The 16,622-nt window shown below is 43.0% G+C and carries 13 protein-coding genes and 1 tRNA gene; 2 read left to right on the forward strand and 12 right to left on the reverse strand.

Features of this window, described 5'->3' with window-relative positions:
• Positions 1 to 188 precede the first annotated feature (188 nt).
• Positions 189 to 959 (forward strand): SIR2 family NAD-dependent protein deacylase, encoded by a 771-nt coding sequence (locus HXT47_RS00135; RefSeq protein ID WP_004106199.1) that lies wholly within the window; start codon positions 189 to 191, stop codon positions 957 to 959.
• Between the two features lie 25 nt (positions 960 to 984).
• Here HXT47_RS00135 and HXT47_RS00140 read toward each other — a convergent pair whose 3' ends face one another.
• The 12 genes from HXT47_RS00140 to tgt all read right to left on the reverse strand — a co-directional run bounded on the left by HXT47_RS00140 (position 985) and on the right by tgt (position 14,564).
• Complete coding sequence (locus HXT47_RS00140; RefSeq protein ID WP_004106198.1) at positions 985 to 2,904, reverse strand: alpha-glucosidase; 1,920 nt, start codon at positions 2,902 to 2,904, stop codon at positions 985 to 987.
• 214 nt (positions 2,905 to 3,118) lie between these two features.
• A complete protein-coding gene (locus HXT47_RS00145; protein WP_004119821.1) occupies positions 3,119 to 4,087 on the reverse strand; it encodes a ketopantoate reductase family protein in 969 nt (322 codons plus the stop codon).
• 242 nt (positions 4,088 to 4,329) lie between these two features.
• Complete coding sequence (locus HXT47_RS00150) at positions 4,330 to 5,376, reverse strand: ribokinase (protein WP_004119819.1); 1,047 nt, start codon at positions 5,374 to 5,376, stop codon at positions 4,330 to 4,332.
• Between the two features lie 46 nt (positions 5,377 to 5,422).
• Entirely contained in the window at positions 5,423 to 5,818 is a 396-nt protein-coding gene (gene rbsD / locus HXT47_RS00155) for a D-ribose pyranase (protein WP_004106191.1), read from the reverse strand.
• A gap of 293 nt (positions 5,819 to 6,111) precedes the next feature.
• A complete protein-coding gene (locus HXT47_RS00160) occupies positions 6,112 to 7,050 on the reverse strand; it encodes a D-ribose ABC transporter substrate-binding protein (protein WP_004119817.1) in 939 nt (312 codons plus the stop codon).
• 263 nt (positions 7,051 to 7,313) lie between these two features.
• Positions 7,314 to 8,315 carry an ABC transporter permease gene (locus HXT47_RS00165; RefSeq protein WP_004106187.1) on the reverse strand — a complete coding sequence of 334 codons (1,002 nt, stop codon included), beginning with the start codon at positions 8,313 to 8,315 and terminating at the stop codon, positions 7,314 to 7,316.
• 171 nt (positions 8,316 to 8,486) lie between these two features.
• Complete coding sequence (locus HXT47_RS00170) at positions 8,487 to 9,980, reverse strand: sugar ABC transporter ATP-binding protein (RefSeq protein ID WP_032842457.1); 1,494 nt, start codon at positions 9,978 to 9,980, stop codon at positions 8,487 to 8,489.
• Positions 9,981 to 10,196: 216 nt separating this feature from the next.
• Positions 10,197 to 11,207 (reverse strand): LacI family DNA-binding transcriptional regulator, encoded by a 1,011-nt coding sequence (locus HXT47_RS00175; protein WP_004106183.1) that lies wholly within the window; start codon positions 11,205 to 11,207, stop codon positions 10,197 to 10,199.
• Between the two features lie 390 nt (positions 11,208 to 11,597).
• Complete coding sequence (locus tag HXT47_RS00180) at positions 11,598 to 12,053, reverse strand: nucleoside deaminase (RefSeq protein WP_112928821.1); 456 nt, start codon at positions 12,051 to 12,053, stop codon at positions 11,598 to 11,600.
• A gap of 80 nt (positions 12,054 to 12,133) precedes the next feature.
• On the reverse strand, positions 12,134 to 12,904 hold the full coding sequence (locus tag HXT47_RS00185) for an alpha/beta hydrolase (protein ID WP_421789061.1): 771 nt from the start codon (positions 12,902 to 12,904) through the stop codon (positions 12,134 to 12,136).
• 176 nt (positions 12,905 to 13,080) lie between these two features.
• A tRNA-Leu gene (locus HXT47_RS00190) sits at positions 13,081 to 13,163 on the reverse strand.
• Between the two features lie 75 nt (positions 13,164 to 13,238).
• Positions 13,239 to 14,564 (reverse strand): tRNA guanosine(34) transglycosylase Tgt, encoded by a 1,326-nt coding sequence (gene tgt / locus HXT47_RS00195; RefSeq protein WP_410299524.1) that lies wholly within the window; start codon positions 14,562 to 14,564, stop codon positions 13,239 to 13,241.
• 185 nt (positions 14,565 to 14,749) lie between these two features.
• Between tgt and HXT47_RS00200 the strand changes: the two genes are divergently transcribed.
• Complete coding sequence (locus tag HXT47_RS00200; RefSeq protein WP_112928824.1) at positions 14,750 to 16,543, forward strand: S1C family serine protease; 1,794 nt, start codon at positions 14,750 to 14,752, stop codon at positions 16,541 to 16,543.
• The last annotated feature ends 79 nt before the right edge of the window (positions 16,544 to 16,622 follow it).

The raw sequence follows: 16,622 nt of genomic DNA on the forward strand, positions 1-16,622 counted from the left end.
TAACACAAAAATATATGAGTGCGATATATGGAATACATACGAAATAAGAAATACCTATATAAATAGATACTTATTAAATAAACTTTTATAAAGAATACAAAGCACATAAAAACACAAAAAGCATAAAGCACATAAAGAAAATAAGAATAGGACATTAACAGACATTAATAAAAAGAAGGAGCAGAAGAATGAGCAACAAGCAATCGAACAGCAAACGCCATATTGTTGTACTAACCGGAGCAGGAATCTCCACAAGCGCTGGCATTCCTGATTTTCGCGGACCAGATGGCGTATGGACTAAGCACCCAGAACAAATGAGTGTTTACGACATAGACGCGTTTTTAAGCAGCGAAGAAGAACGCATTTACTCTTGGCGATGGCAAAAAGAGTCACCTGTTTGGAATGCTCAACCAGGAACAGCACATAAAGCGCTTGTAAAACTTGAGAAAGCTGGAATGCTAGATTTAATCGCCACCCAAAACTTTGACGCACTTCACGAAAAAGCTGGCAATAACCCAGACATTATAGTGAATTTGCATGGAAGCATTGGAACCTCACACTGCATGAGCTGCCACGCGAGCTATAAAACTGCCGATATTATGGCAGATTTAGACGAGAATCCAGATCCGCATTGCAGACGCGCTCTTCCATACCGTAGCAATATGCCTTGCAACGGTTTAATCAAAACAGACGTTGTATATTTTGGCGAGGCACTTCCTGAAGGAGCAATGGAACGAAGCGCGCAAGCAATAGTTAAAGCGGACGAGCTGTGGGTTATTGGTTCCACGCTAGAAGTATTTCCAGCTGCTTCTCTCGTACCGCTAGCCGCGCGTGCAGGAGTGCCTATTACGATAATGAACTTGGGCTCTACACAATACGACTATTTGGCAGAGCGTATTATTCGCGAAGATATTGCGAAAGCTCTGCCAAAATTAGTAGACGAAACTATTGCAAAGTGATTATTGCAAAGTAACGCTATTAAAACTATTGCAAAGTAACAGCTATACCTTCCCAAGGCGCAAGCGTACCGTTTTTAAGCGATGTAAGCGCGTGATTCACGTCGTAAGTTGTAACCATTACTTCACGCCCCACAAAAGCGTTAGAGGCGCGATTTTGCAATAATTGCGCGCTCTGCGTAGGTATAGGCACGGTTGAATCAGTCATATTAACCATTACGAGCATGCGTTCTGTAGATTTCGCAGAATTTGCAGCAGATTCCGCAGCAGTCTCTGCAGAGTCATCCTGCTTTTCGCAATCAGATTTAAGCTCGCGCACGAAAGCGTACACGCACTCGTCATCCGCATCGACCAAATTCCAAGAGCCAGCAGAAACAATCGGCTCCGAATGGCGCAATGCAATTAAATACTTATAGAAAGCGTAAACGGAATCTGAATCTTCCATCTGCTCTGCTGCGTTAATATCCACATAATTAGGATTCACACTAATCCATGGCTCTGCGTTATTTTGCGACGTAACATTAAAAGGCATGAATCCCGCGTATTTAGAAGCATTCCACTGCATTGGAGTTCGAGAATTGTCGCGCCCGCGCTTTGCGAGCGCATCCATCATCGACTCAGCCGACTGAATATGCGCTTCTTCTACGCGCTGCTTAAACATATTCAACGCTTCCAAATCGCGATACTGCTCGAGACGCGTAAAGTGCGCGTTAGTCATGCCTATTTCCTCGCCTTGGTACACGTAAGGCGTGCCGCGGTGCATGTGAAGAAGCATGGCAATCGCCTTAGCAGAGCGCACGCGCATCTCCTCACTAGCCTCACTACCCCAGCGAGAAAGCGCACGCGGCTGATCGTGATTATTAAAGAACAAGCTCGCCCAACCAGCATCCGCTACCGCTTGCTGTTGCTCTGCCATCACGCGCTTTAATTCCGTAAGCTTTAGCGGCACAGGGTTCCACTTCGTGCCGTTTTCGCAATCGATATCCACGTGATTGAACAGGAATAACATGTCGAGTTCACTGTGAGTAGGGTCAGTAATATAAGTATTACGGTGCGGAGAAATTCCCGGAGCTTCACCAACAGTTAAGAAACCTTCGCGCCCTTCGAAAACTTCTGCACGCATCTCACGTAAGAATTCGTCTAAACGAGGACCATCCGAGCAGAACGGGAACGGCGAAGAATAGCCGTCAGCACCAGCTGGAAAATCTTCAATCTGGCAGCCAACTTCCCCAGGCAAACGACCTTCAGAATCAACATGCTTGGAAATTTGCGTAATCACATCCATGCGGAAGCCGTCAATTCCGCGATCCATCCACCAATTCATCATCTTGTACACGGCAGCGCGAACCGCGGGATTTTCCCAATTCAAATCTGGTTGCTTTGGAGAATACTGGTGAAGGAAGTATTCTCCGCGCTTCGGATCGTAAGTCCACGCGGAACCGCCGAAATACGAACCCCACTTATTCGGCTCCGCACCCGGCTCACCAGGCACACAACCTTCACGCGCAGGCCTCCACCAATACCAATCAGCGTAATCACTAGAAGCATCTCTTGAAGCCTGGAACCAAGCATGCTCGTCAGAAGTGTGATTTACTACTAAATCCATCACAACTTTAAGCCCACGCTTGTGCGCGCCAGCCAAAAGTTCGTCCATATCTTCCAAAGTGCCAAAAAGCGGGTCGATATCTTGATAATCGGAAATATCGTAACCGTTATCGTCTTGCGGAGACTTGTAAACAGGGCTGAGCCAGAGCACGTCAACACCTAAATCAGCCAAATAGTCGAGACGTGAAGTGATTCCCTTCAAATCACCAATGCCGTCACCGTTCGTATCCTGGAAGCTTCGCGGATAAATCTGATACACTACTGCATTCGCCCACCAAGGGTTTGGCGTAGCGCCGTTTGTGCGCACGGATTCTGGCAAGTTTGCTCTGTCAAAAGTAGTCATATAAACCCCATTAATTTACGTTAATAAGTATTTTTATTACAGTTTTATTTATTACAAATAATTTTATTTATTTAATAGTATTGATGATTTTAGACTCTAAATTTTATCAGCATATTAGATGTTACGCGCGGATCATAAAAAGCGGCCCGCAGTAAAAACCGCGAGCCGCTCCTCCTTCTCATTCATTGCAAGAGCTATAGGGATACTCTCTAAATTATTGCTGATTATGAAGCTTGAACGCGAGTTCTGCCAAATGAACTCCGTGCGTTAAGAATTCGTGAGTACGGCAAACGTAATCATTTTCGCGACCGAGCTTTGCTATGTAACCATTAATGTAATCGACTTCAGTCTTTCGTCCGCGACTCATATCTTGGTACATAGAAGGATAGTGCAAAGGATTTGCAACACGACTTACGTAATCGATAGCCTCCAACTCCTGCTGACGCGTATTAACCATACGAATTCCTGCACGATCGCACACGTCGTACGCTTCGTTAATAAGCTGTCGAGCCATATCCATAGCCCCAGGGTACGAAATAAACTGGCCCATTTGAATCTGATACATTGTGCACAAAGTGTTAACTACGGAATTGAAAACTACCTTCGCCATGCACGTACCCTTGAAATCTTCCGTAATAGTAGGATTCAAGCCTGCAGCTTTAAAGTCGTCTCGCATAGCAAGCTCAACATCGCTCACCTGCTCGTTCAACGCACACATGTTCATGGTACCAACGCCAACTTTACCAATAAAATCAACGTCGCCCGGACCGTTCAAAACGGTTGCAATCATGGCAGTTCCGCCGTAAATATGGTCATCCGGGAAATATTGCTGCAACTTTTCAAAATGACCCCAGCCATTCATAGCAGCAAACACAACCTGATGCTCTTTAAACAAATGCTTACAACGCTCCAACATTTCCGCAAGCTGCATTTGCTTCATAAACACGATCCACACGTCTGGATCGCCGTCATAATCTTCAGGCGTATACATATTAATCGGCACTAAATGACGGTTTTCGTGGTCGCGGCTCACCATTACGCCGCCTTGCTCGCGAACTTTATTCACATTTTCATCCCAGGCATCAATGAAATCAACATGAATGCCAGCCGTTTCCTGCAACAAAACGCCATAGCGATATCCCATAGCTCCCGAACCGATCATTGCATATTTCATGCCACTCATAGTGACACCTCCTTTTAGATAAAAATGTGCTTAGGCGAAATTCGTGCATACATGGAAATTCGTCGAAGCGGCTGTGAATATAATAAAAAGCAGTAAGGCTGATTGTAGTGACTAAAATCAGCCAACTGCTTTTTGGTTTTTATAGCATATTACACAGTTTTAGGAGAATGTCAAAATTCTGTACATCGGCAAGGCGCGAACGTCAACTGAATATACTTACAATTTATGCATGCATCACCTACTTACAAGTGAAAAAATTGACGAATTTGAGCAACTGTACCGTAGGAAGCTTGTGCGCCAAATCCAGTAGCAGCATATGCAGCTACATAAGAAGCGAGTGACGCCGCATCAACCAACCGCATATCCACAGACAAACACGCAAGCACAGTACCCATAAAAGCATCGCCACAACCCGTAGTATCAACGGCATTGACATGCTGAGCCATAATTCGATGCACCGAATTATCAGCATAATCCAAAACCATAGACCCACGTGAGCCAAGTGTTACTATTGCCTCATTAAAGCCAAACTCATGCATTGCATGAAGCGTATGCTTCCAATCAAATGAATCCCAATCACCACTATCTGGTTCTGAAATATGCAATAGCTGTGCCATTTCATGCTCATTGACCAGTAAGATATCTGCAGATCGTATAAGATCTCGCGGTAATGTATCCAAAAAAGGCGAATTATTAAGCAAAACTTTTACGCCATGCTCATGTGCTAAGCGAGCGCACATCGTAACCGATTCTAATGGACTTTCCAAGCAAAGCCCTAATACTTTTGCATTAGTAATAGCAGCTTGCACAGATGACGACTGAATATAATCAATATCAACTTGCGAGTTAGATCCAGGCGCATAAACAATAGTATTTTCGCCACTTTGCGCATCCACTGTAATCACTGTTGCACCACTGTTGCAATTGGGTACATGACGTACATACGTCGTATCAACACCAGATTCTCGCAAAGCACCAGTAAGAAAATCAGCATTAGCATCATTACCTACAGCACCGAACATACATACGTGCGCACCAAGCTTTGCAGCAGATACTGCCTGATTACCTGACTTACCTCCAGGCAGTATTCGTATTTCGTCACCTTTAATGGTCTCACCAGGCATAGGAAGACGATTAGCAACAATAGTATAATCCGCATTCATAGAACCAACTATCGCTACAGTAGGCATCTTCATATTTCGTAATGCAGGCAATGTCTCACGTTGCAAAGCCACGTTAACAGGCTGAATGACTTTAATCTTTTCTAAACTCTCCAACGAGTCAAGCATATGATAACTACACATAATTCTCCCTAAATATTGCGCAAAACAAAGCTTAGAATGGAACACCACAACGCAGCAACACGTTAGAATACGGAGTAGTCTCACCCGTTCGAATCACGAATTTAGCTTGCGAAACAAGAGACTTAAATCCTTGTTCGCCATCATGAGGCACATAAGTCAATGGCACACCAAGCAAATCCTTGACCCATGTTTCTGGAACATCATCACAAGCTTCTTCCGCCATAATACCAGACTCAAGAACAAGATCGTCCTTTATTGATGCAAGCACATCAGGAAATCGCGGTATTCCAAAAACCAAGGCTAAATCAATAACTTCTACGCCCGCTGGGACAGGCAAGCCACAGTCAGAAACAACAAATTGATCCTTATGCCTCAATTTTGCAATAGCAGCTGCTAATTGTGCGTTCAAAATACCATGAGTTAACATAATTCACCCCATATCGTGGCTCATGAAAGCGACATCAACAATGATCATCACCTTTATAACAAATGCGCCACCACGAACATATATGATAAAAATCTTATTAAGAAAACAATGGCGTTGAGAACGCTAAATCATACGGTATTAATAAATTTTACTGTTACAATTATTTTCACGAAAACATCATGAATGCTCTCAGCGCCATATAAATTTTGCATTAGCTATATTAATCCATAAAACTACTCAACATAAACTTTAATGTTTATACACAGAATTACATAGTTTTATGCAAATATGTATTACTCAAAATCACCCACATTCTTTACTGTCACTGTTTTCACAGTAATTGGCTCAGTCTTTGGAACACTTTGCCCTTTAATAGCTTTTACAGCAGCAGCAACGGCAGAACGACCAAGTTCCTTTGGCTGCTGAGCAATTGTTCCAGCCATTGTGCCGGCTTTAATAGCTTTCATACCGTCAGCAGTGCCATCGAAACCTACTACTTTAATTTCTTTACCAGCTTTAGCTCCTAATGCTTGAATGGCACCTAATGCCATCTCGTCATTTTCGGCGTAAATGCCGGTTGCATTCGGGTGCGATTGCAACAAATTAGTAGCCACATTTAATGCTTCAGCACGGTCAAAGTTAGCAGTTTGTTCTGCTACAACTTTAATATTTGAATATTTTTTAATACGATCTTTGAATCCTTTGCCACGGTCGCGAGTAGAAGCCGCTCCAGGAATACCTTGCAAAACCAAAACTTCACCCTTTTCGCCCATACTATTAGCTAGCGTGTCAGCAGCCTGAGCACCACCAGCAACGTTATCGGAAGCAATATGCGAAGTAACTTTTTCACCAGTTACAGAACGGTCAACAGAAATCACAGGCAAGTTCGCGCTTAGCAACGGGGCAACTGCAGGACCAGCAGCATCAGAATCTACAGGGTTAATAATAACAGCTTTTGCACCTTGTGATTGAGCATTCTGCGCTTGATCCTGCTGCTTTGCAGAATCATTCTGAGCGTCGGAAACTTGCAAATCAACACCAAGTTTCTTTGCTTCAGCTTGGGCACCATCACGTAAATCCACAAAGAACGGATTATTCAAAGTAGAAACTAGCAATGCGACTTTATCGCCACCATTAGTACTACCACATGCACTCATGCTGACAATAAGTGCAGATGCTGCTGCAACCGCGCAAGCAATCTTTACGCCTCGACGCATAATTGGATAATTCATCATATCTCCTTTGATTATTGCCCTGTGCTACCGCAAGTTTTTAGTTCGATAAATCCACAATGTTGCAGTGACATAAGGCTGATGTTTCACCATCTCTTTACCTTATTGTTACGTAGTTTTGAGTTATAAAGTTCAGTTATAATATTCCAAATCGTTTCAATTCTTGCTGAAAATATTGATTACTCGCCACTTACGAATCAACATTTGCAAGATTCACCTCCTTCCTACGAGAAGATCAAGTTTATAAAAGTATTAATTTGCTGTCAGTGCGTATCTTCCTTGCGGCGCAAAGTGTCAAGGCTCACAGCAAAGGCAATAACCAAACCAATAACTACTTGCTGCCAGAAGGAGGAAACATTCAAAATATTCAAGCCATTACGAATTACAGCCAGCAAAATTGCTCCTACGAAAGTGCCAGAAATCTTACCTTTACCGCCTGAAAGCGAAGCACCACCGATAACAACAGAAGCAATAGCATCCATTTCATAGCCAGTGGCGGCCTGAGGCTGAGCGGAATGTAAACGACCGGCAATAACTAAACCAGCGATGGCAGCGAAAATACCGGAAAAAATAAACACCATAATTTGTGTTTTATGAATATTGATACCAGAAAGGCGAGAGGCCTCCATATTTCCACCAACAGCATACATAGAACGACCAGTAGTGGTGAAGTTCAGTATTACTGCAGCAATAACACCCATGATAATCATCATCACGATTGGCATTGGAATACCTAATATGTTGGCACCAAAGAAATTCACCATGCCAGAGGTAGAAATAGGACGACCGTCTGAAACAACAAGGGTAAGTCCACGCGCAACAGACATCATTGCCAATGTAGCAATAAACGATGGTAACTTAAGAAAAGCGTTCGCAACACCTGAAATAAGACCAAAAAGCGCACCGGTTACTATACCTACAACAACAGTTAACACTGGCGGCAACCCCATAGAAACGCCTGTATACGCAACCAACATGCTAGAAATTGCAGCCACCGCACCTACTGACAAATCAATACCAGCGGACACGATGACAAAGGTTTGACCGAATGCCAAAATAGCAACTGTCGCAGCTTGAATACCCACATTGAGAATATTCACACTTGTCAAAAATGCTGGCGTGGCGCACGAAAGCGCAGCACACAAGATAATCAAGCCGATAAGAGCGCCATTACGTGACGCAAACTTTTTCGCTGCAGGCAAAAATCCTTTATCAACTGCACCGTATCCCAAATGCTCAGATTTTGCACTACTCGTAGCAGCCATAATTTATACTCCTTTAACAAATTTTGCTATAACTCACTGCACTACTGTGTGCAATAAATTGTTGTATGCAAGTTTTACGTTTGATTGGTAACTTTAATTTTTAAGATTTCAATATGGCTCATGTATCAGTTTCATATTGAAAGCAGTAAGGTTTTACTCATTCCTGTATGCTCAAATACCAGATGTATTAAGGTGAGTCACTGCAAGCTCCATCACACTTTCCTGCGTAGCCTCGCTTGCAGCTAATTCACCGCTGATTCTGCCGTTCGACATCACCAATACGCGATCTGACATGCCAAGCACTTCAGGCAAATCTGAGGATGCCATCAGCACAGCACCTCCATTTTCTACGATACTGTTAATCAACTCGTAAATTTCTACACGAGCACCAACATCAACACCACGAGTAGGCTCATCCAGCAATAGCACTTTCACGTTCGCCATAGACCATTTGCCGAACACGATTTTTTGTTGATTACCGCCAGATAGCGAACCAGCGGGTTGATCAATGTTTGCCATACGAATACGCAATTTTTTTGCAGTTTCTTCTTCGCGAGTACGCTGCCCTTTCAAATCCGCAAATCCTGCATGTGCTGTAGGAACTAATGTAGAAATTCCCAAATTTTCTGCAACAGATGCTTCAAGAATCAACCCTTGTACTCGACGATCTTCTGGGACTAAACCAAGACCAGCTGCGATGCTTCCTGCAATATTCGCTTTCGCAATAGATTTACCATCAACAGTTATTGAACCTGAATCATAACTATCTGCACCAAATATTGCACGAAGAACTTCGGTACGACCAGCACCTACCAAACCTGCAAGACCCACAACTTCGCCAGCATGAACGCTGAAGGATACATTTTCTAACGTACCTTTTCGCGTTAAGCCTTCTACTTTTAGCAGCTCTTTGCCTTGACTACGTTTGCCATGAGGGAATTGATTTGTAATATCACGACCTACCATGAGTTTTACAAGTTCCTTCTCAGGAACTTGCGCATCAACAGTATCGACGTATTTGCCATCGCGAAGTACAGTTACAACATCACCAATACGCGCAATTTCATCTAAATGATGAGAAATAAACACCATTCCAACATTTTTGGATTTTAAATCTTCCATAATGTTAAATAACTGTTCACATTCTGGTTTTGTTAGAGCAGCTGTTGGTTCATCAAGAATAAGGATAGATGCATGTTGCATAAGTGCTTTGGCTATTTCTACCATTTGTTGACGAGCTACACCAAGTTGTCCCATTGGCTTATTGACATCTTCATCTAAACCGATAACTTGCAATGCAGATTCCGCACGAGCACGCATCGTCGCCCGACTAACAAAACCAGCTTTCGTAGGAAGCATACCAAGGAACAAATTTTCCATAATAGAAAGTTCTGGCACCAAATTTAACTCTTGGTGAATCACAGCAATGCCCAATTTGCGAGCAGTATCCACATTAGGAATTCGCACTGTTTCACCATTGATCTCAATATGACCTTTATCTGGCTGATAAATGCCACTCATCATCTTAATAACTGTTGACTTGCCCGCACCATTTTCACCAAGGAGAACATGCACTTCACCTGGTTTTACTGTTACAGACACATTGTCAACTACCGTAGAATTACCGAATATTTTCGATACTCCTACTAGCGATAGTTCCGTCATGTCCTACCTCTTTCTTCGCTACAGCACCACTGCTGCCACGAAAATGCAATAAATTACGCTACATTACGCTTGTACTTTGGATGAGAATTATGCCGCAATGTGCATGCAAAAACGTAACAACAACGGTACGCTCAGGCGATTGCTGCACACGCTTACAAAGTCACGGTACAAAAATCAATAACAATAGTGTCAAGCTATAGAATAACAGCCTTACAGCTACGCATTTCCTAACGATTCACGCGGAATATACATAGTTTCTACTCGCTGCGATTGAACATCAACATTATGTTCTAACATATCCAAAAAAAGTGCAGCACTAGTACGACCAATGCGCTGAACTTGTTGCGAAATAGTAGAAATACGCGGCGTTGCTAAGCGGAATATTTCAACATCATCAAACGAGATAAGTGAAATATCACTGCCTATCACTAATCCTTCACGAGCCATTACATCCATCACTCGCAGCGCATCTGGCGAATAGCCGATAATAAGCGCTTTTACACCAACGCTAATCATGCGATGCAACACGCTAGCACATGAGGATTGTTCAAATCCCGTGGATTCTACAAATACATGTTCTTCGCCAAATATCTCCGAAGCCACTGTACGAAATACTTGTTCACGTTCTTGCAGTGACGGTGAAGCGATAATTGGACCCGACACGTAGCCAACTGAGCAAAAACCATGTTGTTTAACATCCAATAATGCGTCACGAATACCTTGCTCTGGATCCGAATCCACAACTGGCACATGCGTTAAATCGCCAGTCCGAGGTTCCACATGTCGATCCATAAACATAAGTGGAAGATGCTGCTCCATCAACATTCTCATAGCATCAGTTTCCTCACCTTGAGGCACAATAATCGCACCATCAATGCGTTGAGAAAGAATACTTGTAATGAATGAATCTTGACGAGCTGCACTCTCAGAAGATGTTCCAATAAACGCACAATAGCCGGCATCAAACAACGAGTCTTGCACAGTATACGCAAGCTCAGCAAAATACGCATTGCGTATATCTGGCACAAGTAACCCCACTGTCTTAGTACGAGATGACCGCATCGCCTGAGCGCGAGAATCTGGTATATAACCTAGTTCCGCAACTGCACGCTCAACTTTCGCCTTAGTGTTTGCCGATATACGACCCGTATTATTCAATGCGCGAGAAACAGTTGATACTGATATACCAGCACGTTGCGCAACATCGCGAATCGTAATGTACGACATGGCACCTCCAGCTCATCTCTTATGCTCAACCAGTGTTAACAATTTTGCACTGTTATCGATATGTTTTGATTTTAGCTTGTACTCCATGTTTTATACTACGTTTTTCCATATACTCCTCTCGTCGGAGAAAAACAGCACTATGCAACCATGCATAAGAGCCTCTGTGCAATCTTATTCTCAACGAGCAGCTTCATCAGCGCTGAATAGAATCCGCAAATTGAGATAACGTTCCCACAATTGTCGGTTTCTTCAACTTACCTCATGCGGTAACGTTACCGCAACTATAACATTTTGTTAGAATGAACACAAGGGGAACACGCTAAAAATTACTTTTCATGCACTGCGCTATCTTGAATTAAATGCAACATTAAAAAATAATGCAACACTTATCTAACGTTGATGCGCAAAAAAGTTTCGCAAGAGCCTAGCACACTCAGATTCGCATACTGAACCAATGACTTCCGGGCGTGAGCCAACATGAGGATCTCGTAAAATATCCCACACAGACCCACACGCACCAAGTTTGGCATCCCACGCCCCGAAAATCACGCGTTTAAGACGCGTTTGCAGCACAGCCCCAGCACACATAGGGCAAGGTTCAAGAGTTACTACCAGAGTACAGTCAGATAGATTCCAAGATTTACGCGAGATAGCAGCATCTTTCATAGCAAGCACTTCAGCATGAGCCAAAGGATCAGCACTCTGTTCCCGCATATTTGCGCCTTTGCCAATAATATTACCGCCACCATCAAGCACAACTGCTCCAACTGGAACTTCGCCTGCAGAAGCAGACTCTCGAGCCAAATTCAAGGCTTGATTCATTGCAAATACTATCTCATCGCGCATATTCGTGAAATCACTTTACAGATTAATTTACAGATTAAGAAAAAACAAAATCGAATAAATTTACATAAATCTAAGTAAATTTACATAAGCCCAGAAGAAATATCGTGAGTTACGAACCACTTGCGAATATCGCCAATTTCGTTCATATCAACAGCGTGATCCAACCCGCGATAACGACGTTCTTCAAGCCAAGTGTGCTCCTCAAGCCACGCTGCAGCAGCCGAGAATTCGTAAGGAGGAATCACGCCATCCTCTAATCCATAGCCGAAAAATACAGGAGTATTACGCTCAGCTAAATCGTCATCTTTTAAAGCAATTTCAGATGCAGAAGCAGGAACATTAGGAGCTATGAATCCGGAAAGCGAAACGGCTGCACGGTAACGCGCAGGATTCAAACGCAAAACATGCACTGCGAGCGCAGCTCCTTGCGAAAAACCAAATGGCACAATGTCGCGATTTGCTGGAATATTTTCACGCACCCACTCGTCGATTGAGACAGCAGCAGCATACATGTCGTAATCTAAATCTTCTCGCTGCGGCACAGCATCGTGGAACCAACTGTAAGCACCTTCTGCCAGCTTAAGCGGAGCGCGTAAAGCAATTGCATCATTATATGGTGCCACTACTCGCAACAAATCCAATAAATCTTCCTCATTAGAGCCCCAACCGTGAAGAAGCAGAAGCAGCGGATGCGTTGGATGAGCTGAAGCATCCCCTTGCGAATACTGTGCATTTGTAACTTTTAAAGGCTCACCAAAATAACCAGGCACAACATGCGATTCACGACCGATATGAGATTCGTAAGAATTGTTATTTGCATTATTGGTATTTAGTTCATCGTTAGCGTTCATTACATCACCGTCGCTTGTAATAAATAGAAGTTTGTACAATACTCGAGAAGTTTGTACAACATTCGCACTTTTTGCACTGCAGTTGCAATATAGTCGCTTTATATTTGCACTATACTTGCACAAAAGGCCAGAATCGTAAGAGGCAAAACCCTTGCAATTCCAGCCTTTTTGACGAGTGCGAACGGCGGGACTTGAACCCGCACGAGCATACGCTCACTGCCACCTGAAGACAGCGCGTCTACCATTCCGCCACGTTCGCATACAAAGTGCAAGGCTATCATATTTAACATAAATTCGCAATATTTAGCCTAGCATTTTGCGCTCAAAACTACTCTCAGCCTTTTGCGCCTTTTTCGTAATAATGAGCAAGAGTTTCATCGCGAAACTCTTCAAAATATCCGCCGTCAATAGAAGCTCGAATATTGTCGAGCAGCTTCACAAAGAAACGCTCGTTGTGAATAGTTGCAAGCGTAAATCCGTTCATTTCACTAGCGCGCAGCAAATGATCCACATACATTCTGGAATAATGCGTACAAGTGTAGCAATCGCAGCCTTCTTCAAGCGGACGCTGATCATGCTTAAACTCAGCACGTTTTACGTTGTAGCGACCATGTCGAGTAAAAATTGCGCCGTTCCTTCCGCAACGAGCAGGAGCAACACAGTCGAAAGTATCTCCACCATTTTCAACACACGCAAAAATATCGTCAACTGCGGCAATACCAAGCACGTGACGAGGTCGATTTTCCGGCATAGCATCGCAAATCCATGCGCAAGTATCACCAATAATCCGCTTCTCAATAGCGCCGCCGATTCCAACTCCATCAAAATCTAAAGAAGCAATTTCTTCAGCTGCATGCCTACGCAAATCCTCATAATTCGCGCCCTGCACAACGCCGTATAACGCTTGATAAGGCTTGCCAACGCGCTCCTGCGTTAAACGCTGATGTTCAGCAACACAACGCTTAGCCCAGCGGAACGTACGCTCCACCGATTCCTCCTGGTAGCGACGCGTATTCATCAAAGTAGTAAGCTCATCGAAAGCAAACATAATATCCGCACCCAGCTTATGCTGGATTCCCATAGAAATTTCAGCACTAAAACGGTGCTTGGCTCCGTTAAGAGGAGACTTAAAAGTTACGCCATCCTCGTCAACAAAAGCCATGCGCTCCTTACCAGCTGCAATAACATCATCCGACTTCATGCCGGTAACGTCCATTGCAAGAGTCTTCTTAAAACCAGCACCTAAAGAAAGAACCTGAAAACCGCCAGAATCCGTAAAGGTTGGCTTATCCCAGTTCATAAACTTTCCCAATCCGCCAGCTTCGTCAAGAACATCCGCGCCAGGACGTTCGTACAAATGAAAAGCATTTGAAAGCATGCACTGAGCACCCAAATCCTTAATGCTTTCTGGCAACACTGCCTTCATTGCAGCTTGCGTTGCAACAGGTACAAATGCTGGGGTCTGGATATCCCCATGAGGCGTGTGAATTACGCCGGTGCGCCCATAGCGAGCGCCGTCACGACCTTTACCTTCAGCAGTATTGGAAAGTCGCGTTTTAGTTGTAAACGAAAATTCTTTGCGGTCACCAGGTTTCCCCGGCTCAGCTCCGCGTGGATGTTCAAGAAGACTTGTCATAGCATTTACTTTATTAGAAGGCATGACGAGTATAAATAAAAAACACGCACAATTTATATTTTTATGTGGCAATATCCAAATTAATTTGCAAAATTTATGAAATTTACAAGGCAAATTATTTAAAAAATTATAAAAAAACATACTATCTCTTATATAGATAATGGCATGGTTTATTATGGTGTGTTAAGAGTCTTTTGTAAGGAGGATGAATGGCTGACGATATGTATGGTGCAAATCAGCAGGAATCCAATGAAACTGCAAATAATGGATATTACGAGCAGCAGGAACAGCCGACGCAACCAGCACAACCAACGCAAACAACGCAACCAGCACAAACATATAGCCCAGCTCCTGAATTCGGAGCTTACGGCCCAACAAATAACGAAAATGAAGTTGGTACAAACACTACACAGTATCCAGCTAACAATTACGCCGTAAACCAAAATAACGATGCGGATAATACAAATATCAACAATGCTCCTACGCAATACATTGGATCACAAAATTACTACGGAAATAATAATTTTAACGGCTTCGGAAATCCGTATAATTACGGCACAGACAATAATTCTTACCCAAATAATGAAGTTGGCAATCAAACACCAGCGCAGCAGAATTTTAACAATAATGCAAGTAACGAAGAAAATGAAAATATAGCAAAAACAAGCATTATTAGCACAAATGCAGCAAATACAAACGACACAAACAAAAAAGGTAACAAAAGAAAAACAAAAAGCTCTTCGTCAACTGCTTTTGTCGCCATTTTATCCTCCGCAATTTCTGCAATAGTTTGCGTAGTTGTAGTCCTATTTGTAGTCTCGCAAGGTCTTATTTCAATTCCACAAAGCGGCTCTTTCGCAAACATCGGCTCTCATTCTTCTGGCCCTGGGACCGCAGTAGTTAAAGGTGGTCAATCTCCAGATTGGCAAGGAGTTGCAAAAAATGTTTCCGGAGCCGTTGTTTCTATACAAACTCGTTTAGAGAAAGGCATGGGGAAGGGTTCTGGAGTAATCATTGATTCAAAAGGTTATGTTGTAACAAACAATCACGTAATTTCTGATGCAAAAGAAATTCAAGTAACCCTTTCTAATGGTCAAATTTATTCAGCTACATTAGTCGGAGCAGATAAAACTACTGATTTGGCAGTACTTAAATTAGACAATTCACCAAATAATTTAAAGACAGTCCAATTTGCAGATTCTAATCTACTTTCCGTTGGTGAACCAGTTATGGCAATCGGAAATCCGCTTGGATATGACGATACAGCTACCACAGGCATTGTTTCGGCTTTGAATCGTCCAGTATCAGTTATGGACGACCAAAGCCGCTCTGAAATTGTAACTAATGCAGTACAAATTGATGCAGCTATTAATCCAGGAAATTCGGGCGGCCCAACTTTTAACGCTGCCGGAAAAGTCATAGGTATTAATTCTTCTATTGCAGCAACATCAGCTCAAGGGGAAACTACAGGATCAATCGGCATCGGCTTTGCAATTCCAGCAAATTTGGTGAAGCGAGTAGTTACAGAAATTATTAAAAACGGTTCTGTAAAACACGTAGCACTGGGAATCATGATTAAAAGCACAGCAGTTGAGTCCGAAGGAATTACTCGCGGAGGAGCTCAAATTGTTTCTGTCAATCAAGGAAGCCCTGCTGAAAAAGCCGGACTCAAAGCCAATGACACTATTGTTGCCTTTGACGATAAGCCTGTATCCAATAATTACGCACTCCTCGGGTATGTAAGAGCAACAGCGTTCAATCAAAAAGCTACGCTCACAATAGTTCGTAACGGCAACACACTTAAGTTGCAAGTTACATTCAACCAAGAAGAAGCTGCTGTTAATGGCACAAATAAGCAAGAAAAGAAATTAAAGAAAAACCAAAAGAAGCCTAGTAAAAAACGCGGCAGTAAGTCGGACGATGACGACGATGACGATTTACAACAACGTGGAGATGACGATGGTGACGATGGTGGAATATTTGATCCATTCGGTTTCTGGTAAATAAAACCGCATGTTTTACTATTAAAAAGTAAAGCATTGTAATAAAAATAAATGCCCCTAAATAAGTTACTTAACTTAC

The organism is Gardnerella sp. DNF01205, from assembly GCF_049244135.1.
GTDB classification, from domain to species: Bacteria; Actinomycetota; Actinomycetes; order Actinomycetales; family Bifidobacteriaceae; genus Bifidobacterium; species Bifidobacterium leopoldii.